This window comes from Sedimentibacter acidaminivorans, from assembly GCF_017873955.1.
In the GTDB taxonomy this organism is placed as follows: Bacteria; Bacillota; Clostridia; order Tissierellales; family Sedimentibacteraceae; genus Sedimentibacter; species Sedimentibacter acidaminivorans.
Genome location: NZ_JAGGKS010000002.1, coordinates 105,872 through 120,106 on the forward strand (window position 1 = coordinate 105,872; position 14,235 = coordinate 120,106).

Annotated in this window: 15 protein-coding genes; 1 reads left to right on the forward strand and 14 read right to left on the reverse strand. The window is 32.1% G+C overall.

All coding sequences use genetic code 11. The features are described 5' to 3' along the window. Position 1 precedes the first annotated feature (1 nt). Positions 2 to 1,696 carry a [FeFe] hydrogenase, group A gene (locus J2Z76_RS03745; RefSeq protein WP_209510667.1) on the forward strand — a complete coding sequence of 565 codons (1,695 nt, stop codon included), beginning with the start codon at positions 2 to 4 and terminating at the stop codon, positions 1,694 to 1,696. 49 nt (positions 1,697 to 1,745) lie between these two features. Here the strand turns inward: J2Z76_RS03745 and J2Z76_RS03750 are convergent, their stop codons facing one another. The 14 genes from J2Z76_RS03750 to J2Z76_RS03815 all read right to left on the reverse strand — a co-directional run bounded on the left by J2Z76_RS03750 (position 1,746) and on the right by J2Z76_RS03815 (position 14,170). Then, positions 1,746 to 3,206, reverse strand: a complete 1,461-nt coding sequence (locus J2Z76_RS03750; protein WP_209510668.1) for a nicotinate phosphoribosyltransferase — start codon at positions 3,204 to 3,206, stop codon at positions 1,746 to 1,748. A gap of 173 nt (positions 3,207 to 3,379) precedes the next feature. Then, positions 3,380 to 4,351, reverse strand: coding sequence for an RnfABCDGE type electron transport complex subunit B (locus tag J2Z76_RS03755; RefSeq protein ID WP_209510669.1), 972 nt, complete (start codon positions 4,349 to 4,351; stop codon positions 3,380 to 3,382). 14 nt (positions 4,352 to 4,365) lie between these two features. Then, positions 4,366 to 4,941 (reverse strand): electron transport complex subunit RsxA, encoded by a 576-nt coding sequence (gene rsxA, locus J2Z76_RS03760; RefSeq protein WP_209510670.1) that lies wholly within the window; start codon positions 4,939 to 4,941, stop codon positions 4,366 to 4,368. Between the two features lie 12 nt (positions 4,942 to 4,953). Beyond that, positions 4,954 to 5,550 carry an RnfABCDGE type electron transport complex subunit E gene (locus J2Z76_RS03765; RefSeq protein WP_209510671.1) on the reverse strand — a complete coding sequence of 199 codons (597 nt, stop codon included), beginning with the start codon at positions 5,548 to 5,550 and terminating at the stop codon, positions 4,954 to 4,956. A gap of 9 nt (positions 5,551 to 5,559) precedes the next feature. Beyond that, a complete protein-coding gene (locus J2Z76_RS03770; RefSeq protein WP_209510672.1) occupies positions 5,560 to 6,156 on the reverse strand; it encodes an RnfABCDGE type electron transport complex subunit G in 597 nt (198 codons plus the stop codon). Beyond that, entirely contained in the window at positions 6,153 to 7,100 is a 948-nt protein-coding gene (locus tag J2Z76_RS03775) for an RnfABCDGE type electron transport complex subunit D (RefSeq protein WP_209510673.1), read from the reverse strand. The genes J2Z76_RS03770 and J2Z76_RS03775 overlap by 4 nt, the downstream gene beginning before the upstream one ends. A gap of 12 nt (positions 7,101 to 7,112) precedes the next feature. Continuing rightward, positions 7,113 to 8,447, reverse strand: a complete 1,335-nt coding sequence (gene rsxC, locus J2Z76_RS03780) for an electron transport complex subunit RsxC (protein ID WP_209510674.1) — start codon at positions 8,445 to 8,447, stop codon at positions 7,113 to 7,115. Positions 8,448 to 8,632: 185 nt separating this feature from the next. Further along, positions 8,633 to 9,178, reverse strand: coding sequence for an ATP-binding protein (locus J2Z76_RS03785; protein ID WP_209510675.1), 546 nt, complete (start codon positions 9,176 to 9,178; stop codon positions 8,633 to 8,635). 60 nt (positions 9,179 to 9,238) lie between these two features. Continuing rightward, complete coding sequence (locus J2Z76_RS03790) at positions 9,239 to 9,928, reverse strand: PHP domain-containing protein (protein ID WP_209510676.1); 690 nt, start codon at positions 9,926 to 9,928, stop codon at positions 9,239 to 9,241. Further along, a complete protein-coding gene (locus tag J2Z76_RS03795) occupies positions 9,925 to 10,257 on the reverse strand; it encodes a DRTGG domain-containing protein (protein WP_209510677.1) in 333 nt (110 codons plus the stop codon). Before J2Z76_RS03795 ends, J2Z76_RS03790 begins: the two co-directional genes overlap by 4 nt. Positions 10,258 to 10,276: 19 nt before the next feature. Beyond that, a complete protein-coding gene (locus J2Z76_RS03800) occupies positions 10,277 to 11,527 on the reverse strand; it encodes a [Fe-Fe] hydrogenase large subunit C-terminal domain-containing protein (protein WP_209510678.1) in 1,251 nt (416 codons plus the stop codon). A gap of 12 nt (positions 11,528 to 11,539) precedes the next feature. Next, a complete protein-coding gene (locus J2Z76_RS03805) occupies positions 11,540 to 11,968 on the reverse strand; it encodes an ATP-binding protein (RefSeq protein ID WP_342455008.1) in 429 nt (142 codons plus the stop codon). Position 11,969: 1 nt separating this feature from the next. Further along, a complete protein-coding gene (locus tag J2Z76_RS03810; protein ID WP_209510679.1) occupies positions 11,970 to 12,314 on the reverse strand; it encodes a DRTGG domain-containing protein in 345 nt (114 codons plus the stop codon). 194 nt (positions 12,315 to 12,508) lie between these two features. Then, positions 12,509 to 14,170, reverse strand: coding sequence for an AMP-binding protein (locus tag J2Z76_RS03815; protein ID WP_209510680.1), 1,662 nt, complete (start codon positions 14,168 to 14,170; stop codon positions 12,509 to 12,511). Positions 14,171 to 14,235: the final 65 nt, after the last annotated feature.

The window sequence follows — 14,235 nt, forward strand, 5'->3', positions numbered from 1 at the left end:
TATGAGTGGAATAATGATTATAGATGGTAAAAAAGTCCCATTCACAAATCAAAAAAATATATTAAGTCTAATTAGAGATTCAGGTATTGATTTACCTACGTTTTGTTATCACTCTGAATTAAGTATATATGGAGCTTGTAGAATGTGCTCAGTAGAAACATCTAAAGGTGATATTATAGCAACTTGTGCCGAAAAACCAAAAGATGGCATGGAAATCTTTACAAATACTGAACGAATTAGAAAATACAGAAAAATGATTCTTGAATTATTATTGGCAAATCACGATAGAGATTGTACCGCTTGTGAAAGAACTGGAAAATGCCAATTACAGACTCTTGCAAACAGATATGGATTAAGAAAAATAAGATTTAATCAAATTAATGAAGTAAATGACATTGATGATTCCAGTCCAAGTATAATTAGAAATAGTAATAAATGTATTAAATGCGGTGATTGTGTTATGGTTTGTGAAGAGATTCAAGGAGTAGGTGCTCTTGGATTTGCACATAGAGGTACTGATGTAAAAATCATGCCAGCATTCAATAAAAAACTAAGTGAAACAAATTGTGTAAATTGCGGCCAATGTAGAATTGTATGCCCTACAGGCGCAATTACAATTAATAATACAACAGATAAAGTTTGGAATGCAATCTATGATAAAAGTAAAAGAATTGTTGCACAAATAGCTCCTGCCGTGCGTGTTGCATTAGGTGAGGAATTTGGATTAAAACCAGGTGATGTAACAATTGGCAAAATAGTAGCTGTATTAAAAAGACTAGGCGTTGATGAAGTGTATGATACTGCTGTAGGTGCTGATTTGACTGTTATAGAAGAAACAAATGAATTTTTAGAAAGAATTAACCAAAATAAAAATCTACCTTTATTTACATCATGTTGCCCTGCATGGGTAAAATTTGCAGAAAATAAATATCCTGAGTTAATGGATAATATTTCAACTTGCAAATCACCTCAACAAATGTTTGGCACTGTTGTAAAAAAAATATATGGCGAATTAGACAAAAAAGATGGCAAGGAAACTATCATGCTTTCAATTATGCCTTGTACTGCTAAAAAGGCTGAAATGAATCGTCCTGAATTTGAACATGATGGTATAAAAGAAGTTGATATAGTATTAACTACTCAAGGATTGTCCATGATGATAAAAGAAATGGGTATTGATTTTAATGATATAGAAGAAGAATCACTAGATATGCCATTTGGTATGACATCTGGTGCAGGCATAATATTCGGCACAACTGGAGGGGTAACAGAAGCAGTTTTAAGAAGACTCTTAAAAAACAAATTTGGTAAAGATGATTGCGAAATTATATTTAACAGCGTAAGAGGTTTAGAAAATGTTAAAGAAGCAACTGTTAACTATGATGGAAGGGATATTAAAATCGCTGTTGTCCATGGTTTAAAAAATGCAGATGATATAATAAGACAAATTAAAAGCGGTGAAAAAAATTACGATTTGATAGAAGTTATGGCATGTAGAGGTGGATGTATTGCAGGGGGCGGACAACCCGTTCCAAAAGTAATAACAAGAGAAACTAGAATAATGAGAGCTAAAGGACTCTACTCTATTGATAAAACTAGACAAATCAAAAATTCAGAAGACAATCATATTGTACAAAAGCTTTATGAAGGTGTCTTAAAAGATAACAACCAAATTTTGCATATCCATAAGCATTAATATATAAAAACCAAGAGTGAACAATTATGAAAACTGTTCACTCTTGGCTTTATTTATAGCTGTATTCATTTATCATTTCTTGTTTACATCTCCATAATTCCCTTGATAAATCGACATAATATTGATGTGGGTTAGAAAACCTTTTAACTTCGTTCCAAAGTCTATCGACTTCTATCTTACAAAATTCTCTAATCTCATTTAAACTTGGACTTTCATATACGCATTCACCATTTAAAAATACAGGAACCTGAAGATTTTTTGCAACAAATTTAGTTAATTTTTTCTTTTTCCATACATGAATTTCATCAAATATTGTGTATGGTTTTTTATCATTAATAACTTCATGTGCCATTGTAATCACATCTGCGATGGCATTATTAGTATTTTTATCTGATAATCTCCAAACTTTTTTATATCCCGGATTTGTAACTTTTTCCGCATTTTCAGATATTTTGATTTTAGGAATAATTACACCATCTTTTTCTACTGCAGCAAGTTTATAAACTCCTCCAAAAACAGGTTCAGATTTTGCGGTAATAAGTCTCTCCCCAACACCAAAAGAATCTACCTTAGCTCCCTGGTCAATTAAATCAGTTATTATATATTCATCTAAACTATTTGACGCAACAATTTTACAATCAGTTAAACCAGCTTCATCAAGCATTCTCCTGCACTTTTTACTAAGATATGCAATATCTCCACTATCTATTCTTACCCCACCAAGCTTTTTACCCATAGGTTCAAGGACTTCCTTGGCAGTTCTTATTGCATTAGGAATTCCACTTTTTATTACATTATATGTATCAATTAACAAGGTACAACCGTCAGGATATTTTTCTGCATATGTTTTAAATGCACAAAATTCACTTTCAAACATTTGAATCCATGAATGAGCCATAGTTCCAAGCGCTGGCACTCCAAAAGCCTCGTCTGCAAGAGTAGTAGCAGTCCCAGCAACCCCACCAATATACGCTGCCCTAGCTCCATATATTGCTCCATCATAACCTTGACTTCTTCTTGCACCAAATTCCATAACTGGTCTTCCTTTTGCCGCCCTAACTATTCTATTTGCCTTTGTTGCAATCAAACTTTGATGATTAATTGTTAAAAGAATCATAGTTTCTAAAAGCTGTGCCTCCAAGGCTTTAGCTTTTACAGTAACTAAAGGCTCGTTTGGGAACACTGGAGTCCCTTCTGGTATAGCATATATATCTCCTGAAAATTTGAAATTTTTAAGATATATCAAAAACTCTTCATTAAATATTTTTTTACTTTTAAGATAAGATATATCTTCATCTGTAAATTTAAGTTCTTTTATATATTGTATAACCTGGTCTAACCCCGCAACAATTACGAATCCCGCACCATCAGGGTTTTTTCTATAAAACATATCAAAATATACAACTGTATCTCCCATACCACTTGAAAAATAACCATTTGCCATAGTTAATTCATAAAAATCCATGAGCATGGTCAAATTTCTTTTATCTAAATGACTTGGATATTTCATTAATATTCTCCTAATAATTTATTTTATTAACCATTTTTACAAAATCAAATTCATATAAGATATATTATATTGTTAAATTGTTTTTTTGTCAAAAGATATTATATGCTTTAAAATGTCCAATATTATTATATAAAAAATTGAAGCTAGTTATTAGCTTCAATTCTATTAATATATTATTTCATTTCAATTGCTTTTTTTGGGCATTTTGAAGCACAAACACCACAACCTATACATTTATCTTCGATTACCTTGTGTACACCTTTTAATTCACCTTCAATTGCATCTACAGGACATTTTTTAGCACATATTGTACATCCAATACATTTATCATCTATAATAACTGCCTTTTTTCTATTAACTAAATCGCCAGATATAGCTTTAGTAGGACATTTTTCTGTACAAATCATACATTGTGTGCATTTTTCATAATCTATTTTTGCTATGTTATTTTCTACATGAATTGCATCAAATGGACAATTCTTTTCACAAATTTTGCAACCAATACATCCAACTTTACAAACGTCTTTTACAGCTTTTCCAAAATCTCTGTTTTCACATTCAACAATTACATCTTGATTATACGGTACCATAGAAATTATAGCTCTAGGACATACACCAATACACTTACCACAAGATGTACACTTTTCTTTATCTATAACTGCTACTCCATCTACCATTGTTATAGCATCAAATTCACAAACTTCAAAACAAGTGCCAAAACCTAAGCAGCCTCTATCACAAGATTTATTACCACCTGCAACTGCAGCTGCAGCCTTGCAATCCTTATATCCACTGTAATCATATTTTTTAGTTGCTAAACTATCGCAACCTTTACACATAACATGAGCAACTTTCTTTTCACCAAGCTCTGCAGTTACTCCCATAATTTCACTTAATTCTTCAACTGCTTCACTGCTACATACTGGACATCCAGTTACTGGAGCAGTTCCATTCGCAATAGCATTTGCCATACCATCACAACCAGGAAAACCACATGCACCACAGTTTGCTCCAGGAAGTGCCTTTCTTAAATCAATAACCTTTTGGTCAACTGGCACATAGAAAACTTTAGAAGCTACTGCTAACATAACCGCTGAAAGCAATCCTAAACCGCCCAACACTAATATTGCATATAAAATAACCATATTCTATACCTCCCTTATATTTTCAAACCTGAAAAGCCAAGGAATGCAATAGACATTAACCCTGCTGATATTAAAGCAATAGAAGAACCCTTTAAGCTCTCTGGTATATCAGAAGTTTCAAGCTTTTCTCTAACACCTGCAAATAAAACTATGGCAAGCAGAAATCCGGCTGATGTTGCAACTGAATTTACTATTGCTTCTACAAACGTATAGTCTTTTTGAATATTTAAAATAACTACTCCAAGTACAGCACAGTTTGTTGTAATTAATGGTAAATAAACTCCAAGTGCTTGATACAATCCTGGACTTGATTTTTTAAGAAACATTTCAACAAACTGAACCAATGCAGCTATAATTAATATAAATGCAATAGTTTGTAAATATTCAAGACCTAATTTATTTAATATAAATATTTGTACCACATATGTTATAACTGATGATAATGTTATAACGAAAATTACTGCAATACCCATTCCAGCTGCAGTTTCTATTTTTTTTGAAACCCCTAGGAATGGACATATTCCTAAGAATTGTGAAAATATAATATTATTTACTAAAAAAGCAGTAATAAATAAACTTACTAAACTCATAATCCATACCTCCTAAGCTTTCTTCTTATTAGTTAAATTATTTACTAAACCTATCAATAATCCAAGTGCTATAAATGCTCCAGGTGGTAATATAATTATTAACATTGGCTCATACGCTGCTGGTAAAATTTGAAATCCTAAAATTGCACCCGAACCTAAGAATTCTCTAATTGCACCAAGTATTACTATAGCAAATGTAAAACCAACTCCCATACCAAGACCATCAATAATTGAATCTATTACACCATTTTTAGATGCAAATGACTCTGCTCTACCAAGAATAATACAGTTAACAACTATAAGTGGTATAAAAACACCAAGTGACTGATACAATTCAAAGGTATATGCATGCATAAACATATCTATTATTGTAACAAATGTTGCAATAACTATTATGAATGCAGGTATACGCACTTCATCAGGTATAACTTTTCTCATAAGAGAAATAACTATATTTGAACCCACTAAAACTACAGTAACTGCAACTCCCATACCTATTCCGTTTATAGCTGATGTTGTTATTGCAAGTGCAGAACACATTCCAAGCAATTGAACGAATATAGGATTGTCTTTTAATAGACCACTTTTAAATATTTTTAATTTATCCATAATTTCCTCCTATTTCTTCAAAAATTGATTGTAAATATCCATTGCATTATTTACAGCACTTGTTATAGATTTAGTTGAGAATGTTGCACCTGACAATGCTACTATTTCATCATCTTTAGGGTTTGACTTAGTAACTTTTATTTCCGAATCAGTACCTTTGCCTATAAATTGACTTTGGAATTTTAGCTCTGTTATCTTAGCGCCAAGTCCAACAGTCTCTGCATGAGCTACAACCTTCATACCTGCTATTTCCCCATCATTTGTTACTCCTAAAAAGATCTCAACATCTCCGCCATAACCAGGAACAGTACTAAGAGTTCTAATACCATAACCTAATTCATTTCCAGAAGTATCTTTACATATACGAAGTTCAACAAATTTTTGATTTTCAGCTTTAATTTTATCTACTAATGCTGTATCCTCTGAAAGCTCAAATGAAACTGAGCCAGGAATTACAGCTTGTGCAACCTCAGGTCCTGAACTTGCTATTTGTTCAGCTAGTTCTATTTTATCTTTTGTAATATTATTTGAGAATGCTAATACTCCTCCTGCCATTGCAGATATTAAACACAATATTACACCTAGTCTCACTACATTGTTTTTCATTTTTTAGCACCTCCAAAAAGATTAGGGCTCACATACTTATCTATTATTGGTGTTACTATATTCATAATAAGTATTGAGTAAGATACACCTTCTGGATATCCACCAAACTTTCTAATTATCATTGTTAACACACCTGCAGATACAGCATATATTACTTTTCCTTTGTCTGTAATTGGGCTTGTTGAATAATCAGTTGCCATGTAAAAGGCTCCTAACATAAGTCCACCCCCAAATATATGGTATAAAACTAAACTTCCACCATCAATTAAAAGTGCTAAAACAGCAACTGTTCCAATATATGCAACAGGTATAATCCATTTTATTACACCTCTATATATTAGATAAATTCCACCTATTATTAGTAATATTGCGGATGTTTCTCCTATACAACCTGGAATTCTACCAAGAAGCATGTCCATTAATGAAGGTAACTGACCTTCAGCTGTTCCCTTTATAATTGCAAGTGGAGTTGCAGAAGTTATTGCATCTACACCATTAGCGACTGCTGGATCAACCCATCCTGACATCATACGTGTAGGCCATGATGCCATTAAAAATGCTCTTCCCGCCAATGCAGGATTTATAAAATTAAATCCAATTCCTCCAAAAACCTGTTTTGCAATTGCAATTGCAAAAGCAGAACCCAAAACTGGTATCCACCATGGTGCTGAAGGCGGAACGTTAAAAGCTACTAACATACCTGTAACTACAGCACTTAAATCACTTATTGCTATAGGTCTTTTCATAATTTTTTGACATATTACTTCTGTTATCATTGCTGAAGCAACAGATGCCACAACCAAAACCCCTGAATTAAATCCAAAGTAAAATATACTAGCTACAAATGCAGGTAATAATGCAATGATTACATCAAGCATTATTTTCTGAGTAGTTTCTTCGGATCTAATATGAGGTGATGATGAAGCTATCAATTTATTTTCCATCTATTTTTCCTCCTATTTTACAGCCTTTCTTCTTTTTGCTAACACTTCTTTTTTTGCAATTCTTATTGTATCAACTAATGGTCGTTTTGCTGGACATATAAATGAACATGATCCACATTCAATACAATCTGCAGCATAATTTTTTTCTGCCTCATCAAATTGTTTTATAATTGATAATCTGCTCAATAAAAACGGCTGTAGATTAACGGGACATGCACTAACACATTTGCCACATCTAATACAATTTGAAGGCTCTTGTAAAGTTGCATCTTTTTTATTTAAAATCAATATTCCTGACGTTCCTTTGATAGCAGGTACATCAGTAGTATACTGAGCTATACCCATCATTGGGCCACCATTAATAATCTTTCCAGGTTCTTCTGAGAATCCTCCGCATTGTTCTATTATATCACTAAACAATGTACCTATTCTTATATACAAGTTTTTAGGATTCTTTATAGCACTACCTGTAATTGTTGTAACTCTTTGTATTACAGGCATACCTGTTCTAAATACATTTCCTATTGTTGCTATTGTTCCAACATTATCAACTACACATCCTACATCCATAGGTAGTCCTCCTGAAGGAACCTCTCTACCTGTTATTGCATTTATAATTCTTTTTTCATCCCCTTGAGGATATTTAGTTTCAAGAGGTGCCACCTCTATTCCATCTGCATCTTTAACTATTTTTTGCATTACTTCAATAGCATCTGGTTTGTTTTTTTCAATTGCAATATAGCACTTGTCAACTCCAACTGCTTTCATGACTGCTTTTGCTCCCATTAAAACATCTTCTGGTTTTTCAAGCATTATTCTGTGGTCAGCAGTTAAAAACGGCTCACATTCCGCACCATTTACAATAATAGTATCTATTACTTTATCCTTTGGTGGACTTAGCTTAACATGAGTAGGAAAACCAGCTCCACCCATTCCTGTCAAACCTGCATCTTTAATTATTGCTAAAACTTCTTCCTTTGATAAATCTTCAACATTTCCTTTTGGTTTAACAGATTCATGAACTTCTAACAACCCATCAGATTCTATGACAATACTATTTACTTTAGCCCCGCCAGTTGTCTGATGTTGCTCTATACGCTTAACTGTTCCTGATACACTCGAATGAACGGGCGCAGATACAAAAGCTTTAGATTCTCCAATTTTCTGTCCAACTTTTACTTTATCTCCAGCAACCACTAATGGTTCACATGGTGCACCTATATGTTGTGATAATGGAATTACAACATATTTGGGCTCTACTGCATTTTCAATTGGCATACTTTGTGTTTGCTTTTTATTATGAGGAGGATGGATACCACCTTTAAATGTAAACCCTTTTGTGCTCATAAATATCACCTCTTGTTTAAATTATTTAATAATGTATTAATTATATAATGAATCTTAAAATCAAACATACTGATTATAACAGATTTCAACTTATTTTTAAACACCTTTTTTAGTTTTTTTATAATTTTTGTTATTTTTTTCTCAATTTATTGATTAAATATATAATAATCAAATGCTTCGTTCAATTAATTCTTATACAAATCATTAATATTTTCATTTACATACTCTTTTATCCACATCACTACATTGCTATCACTTATAACAACCTCACCCAAGATTTCCTTTAATTGTTGAGTACTAATTGTGAAACTATTATCATCAACTACATGGTTATAAATCAAATTACAATTCTTTAAAGAATTAACAATAACTAAAATTGTATCTGCTATATTTCCAAGCGGTGCTCTATCTATGTTATTTCTTTCAAAGAAGCTTTCAACAATAGTTCCTACACCCAATTGTGAATTTATTTTCAAGTAGCCGTTACACCTTTCACTTGCTTCTTTTAACATGGATAAACCCAACCCTACTTTTCTAGTAGTACGTGTAGTATAAAACGGGTTGGCGACATTTTCCAGAATTTCTTTGCTCATACCTTTACCATCATCTTTTATAGTGATTTTTATACTATTATTTTTTATACTATCTTCTACTGTTATTTCAATTAATTTGGCTTCTGCTTTTACAGAATTCATAGCTATATCTAAAATATGCATAGATAATTCTTTCATATAACCTCCAGACCACTAGAAAAAAATCGCTTTTCAGCGAATTTCTATAATTTTGATATATTATAATTTTAGGTAGTCGTACATGCCTTTAATATCATCAAGTTCTACGCTATTTTCAGGTTCTGAAATATCAACAAGTTGATGGGCATCCGAATTTTTTAAAATGTTATAATTCCTAATTATTTTTTCATTAATACTTAATTTCTGGAAAACTTCAACGAAATTAATATTTAAGTTAAGTGGAATAAAACCCAATACTCCCATAATACTGTTTGATTTTTTATTAATATGCGCAGGTACTGAAATCCCATGATTAATTTTAGTTATATCAAATATCTCATTGATAGTATAACTTGTTGCATTAATCAATAGTTTATCAAGATTCCCAACTATTTTATCTTCACTATTATAAATATTTTGCTCCCCGAAAATAAGAGGATTATTTTTTATATCAGGAAGTGAATCATATATTAGTTCCCCAAATTTTTGTGCATCGGTATATTTTCTAAAATAGCACAAGACATGAACCTCTTCTTTTGTTGTAACCTCCAACCCTGGTATAACTTCAATTCCAAGTTTCTCACCAACAGCTCTCATTGCAGGATAATTATTTATACTATTATGATCTGTCACAGAAATAATATTAAGTCCTTTTATACACGCCATATTGACGATATTATTAGGTGTCATTTCTGTATTTCCACAAGGGGATAAATCAGAATGAATGTGCAAATCATAGTAAAATTTCATTTTATACCCATATTATTCAACTTACATGCAACCTGATATGCACTTTCACGCGATTTAAAAATTGGAATACCAAGTTCCCTAGCCTTTTGCAACGTATCTGCCTCAACTTCCATATTTTCTACAACGATAATACATGAAATGTCTAAAAGCTCTGCTACAGCCATTACATTTATATGTGTTTGAATTGTAATCCATATATAGTCTGCTTTAGCTTTTGACATTACTACACTTAACAAATCCCCTACATAAACTCCTTCGACTTTTATATCTTTGTCTATTTCTAATAATGATTCCAAATCTAACTTCTTTGCTAATTCAAAATTTTTCATTTCTCCTCCAATTAAAAACCTATAGATTATCCTTGCTTTTTGCTCTCAAAACTACGCAATCATAAAGTTTTGATTGATTTTCATATATATCTTCAGCATGGGCAAAACATGTAGGTGCACCACATGAACCGCAATCCAAACCAGGTAATAATGCTACTATCTCTTTTATTTTTTCAAATCTTCTCACAGCTTCTTTAATACTAATTTTATCTTTATTCTCTTTATCTTCGGTTACAGTCAAATCAAAAACACCATTTTCATAAAGCTCTTCAAATTTATCTAAGTCCTCATTTGACAATGCATCCTCATTTGTATTATATATAATATCATTTATTGAATTGCTTGCTATGAATGGATTCTCAATATTGAACGTCCCACCTACACAACCACCCACACAGGCTAATGTTTCAACAAAATCAACATCAGATAACTTTCCATTCTCTATTTCATCAAATATATTTATAATATTTTCCATACCATTTACAGCAATATAATTTATTAAATCAGCAGATTTTGATTGTCCTCCAGAAACTGCCCACCTTATTCCCTTTAGTGATGGATTCGAATAGCACGTATCATTTTCTCTTTTAACCTCTCTGTATAAATCACCATAAATAGTATTAAGAGGTACAACCCAATCAATACAAGATTTTTTTGGACCTATTGGATCTGTAACAGATAGAAGTTTAGCAGGACAAGGCGAAATGTAAAAAACTCCTATATCCTTATCTTCTAAATTGAAAATCTCTTTAGCTCTAACTCTTGCAAGCTTAGAAGCTATTTCCATAGGTGCCTCAAGAGATATCAAATGTTCCATCAAAGATGGATATCTAATTTTAATTAATCTTACAGTTGATGGGCAGTTAGTAGATATAAGCGGTTTAAAGCCTTGTTTTTCTTCAATCCTTCTCTTAATTGCCTTTGATACTAATTCTGATGCCCAACTTTCATCATAAACATAATCAAAGCCAAGTTTTAAAATAGCATTTTGAACCTTACAAATTTCTGTTCCTTTTGGAAATTGACCATAAATTGTTGTTGATGGTATAGCAATTTTACATTTATAATTCTTCTCTTTATGACTTTCAACTGATTGAGCAGAATATGCTTCATGCGGGCATATTTTTACACATTCTCCACAATGAATACACCTCTTGCTATCAATATAAGCCTTTCCTTCCTTTATACGTATAGCTTGAGTAGGGCATCTTTTCATACAATTAGTACAACCCTTACATTTTTCTTTATCAAACATAATGGAAAAGTTCATAGAAACACCCCCTTATATTAAAACAGTAACTACAATTATTGTGCCATTATCACTTGAACTAATCTTAAACTCGTCTGAATATCTTTTAATATTGGGTAGTCCCATCCCTGCGCCAAAACCTAGCTCTCTTACATTTTCTGGTGCAGTTGAAAAACCCTCGGTCATAGCCTTATCTATATCTGGTATTCCAGGTCCTTCATCTTCACAAACTATTACTATTTTTTCTTCATATATGTCACAGTGAAGTTTACCTCCCATAGAATGTATCACAATATTCATCTCTGCCTCATATGAAATTATAGCAATTTTTCTAATAGTTTTAGCATCAATGCCAATCGCCTTTAAATTTCCTTTTATATCACTCGAACTTTTACCCGCAGTAACAAAATCATTTCGTGTAATTGTATAGCTGTATCTTTTAATCAGACTATCCATAACCATTTCATTCTAGTCCTCTCATACCATTTTCATACAACAGTCCGCACGCCTTAAACATAATGTAATCGGTTGCAATAACAGTCATGTTATTTTCATCAGCTAATTCAATTGTTTCTTTACTTGGTTTTTTACCTCTTACAAAGAGTATTGCTGATATATCCATCATTTCTGCAGTTCTTATTACCTGAGGATTATTCAGACCAGTTATTAATAATGTTTCATCGCTAGCATAAGCAAGGACATCACTCATCAAATCGCTTGCAAAAGCATATTGATACTGAACATCCAAATTGCCTTTTTTCGTAAGAATCTCTGCATTTACAGCCTCTTTAATTTCTAGAACATTCATTTCCTTGTCCCCCAAGATTATATTTTATTACTCTAATTATAATTCAATATGCTCATTTATACAAGTAAAAAAGCTATAAAAGTGAAACTAGTAAAATCGTAATAACAAGTTCAATTATTTTTCAATTTATTTGTTTTTTAGAAAAATGCATAAAAAAAGGCTTCAGTCAATACTAAAGCCTCAAGAATCTTATTTTACTTTGCTTCCTCTTCTTCTCTTAAAATCCTTCTCAAAAGCTTAACACCTGATTTAGGTAGTTCATCTCTAAACCTTATATATACCGGTGCTTTGTGAGGAGTCATGTTTTCTTTAGCCCAGTCAATTAATTCCTGTTCTTTTACCATACCTTTCTTATCAGGTTTTATAACAACAAAAGCTTTAACAACTTCTCCTTTTTTATCATCTTTTTCTGGTATTACAGCACTTTCTACAATATCAGGATGTTGATTCATCAATGCCTCAACTTCTTCTGGGAAAACAGAATGTCCAGAAACCTTAATCATTTCCTTTAATCGTCCAAGCCAATATAAGTATCCATCTTCGTCGAATTTTCCTATATCTCCTGTCAACAGGTATCCACCTTTAAAAGCTTTATCTGTTTCTTCAGGTTTATTCCAATATCCTACCATTAGTCCTGGTGTTTTAACTGCTATTTCACCCTGTTCACCTAAAGAAACTTCTTTATCTTTGTCATTAATGTCAAGTATTTTTATATCAGTACCATATGTTGGTATTCCAACACTACTATACTTATTATTATTTTTCGGCATAAACGTGTCCGCTGTATGAGTTTCACTTAATCCATAAGCAGCTTCTATCAACATACATCCATTAGTCAATTCCTCCCATTTTTTTGCAATTGTTTCGTTAAGACTTACTACAAAAGAAGTTGTAAGATTAATTTTTAAACTGGATAAATCAAATTTTTTCAGTTCAGGATGATTCATCATTTGAAGATTCATCGGAACAGCTGTGTATATATGAGTTGCTTTATATTTCTCTATAGCCATAAGAGTAGTTGATGGCTCAAACTGAGCAAGGCATACATTTGTGCTTTTTGCTAAAATATTTCCTATCATTATGCCCATGCCTGCAATGTGAAAGTATGGCATTGGTGTTATTTCTACTGAATTTTGATTGAGAGACCTCACATAAAGAAATGCCAAAGGTTTAAAAAGATGGGATCTGTGACTATGCATAGCTCCTTTTGGAAGTCCAGTACTTCCACCTGTATATTCAAACAGAGCAAGGTCATCCATATTTACTTTTACATATATTTCAGCAGACGATTCATTTTTCATAATTTCGCAAAATTTATCAACATTCTCTACAGAAAAAGGTTTAATCTTCATATATTCCAAAATAGGCAAAGATGGGTTTTCCGGTAGATAGTCGTTAAAATTCGTACATACAACTCTCTTAACTGTCGGCAATTTATCCATTATCCCATTTATATGAAAACATTGAAAATCTGATGCAACAACCAGGGACATTCCAGCATCATTAATTTGATACTGAAGCTCCATTTCTTTAAACATTGGGTTAATTGGGCAAACAATGCCTCCCATTTTCAGTATTCCAAAATGAGCTATTATATATTGAGGACAGTTTCCTAAATATATTCCTACTCTGTCTCCCTTTTTTATTCCTTTAGATATTAGATAGTTTGCAAAACAATTTGAAGATTCATCTAGTTCTTTGTAAGTAATTTTTGTTCCGTAGAAAATAATTGCAATATGATCCGGAACTTCCCTTGCATTAATTTTTAAATATTCGTGCACCGGTATTTCTCCGTCAGGGTAAACGATTTCTTTAGGCATATCCTCAGGCCAATTTTTTAACCATATTCTTTCCATAAAATTCTCCTTCTTCTACTAATAGATTTTGATCTGTTTTGCATTTCCTTAATTTTCAGTAATAC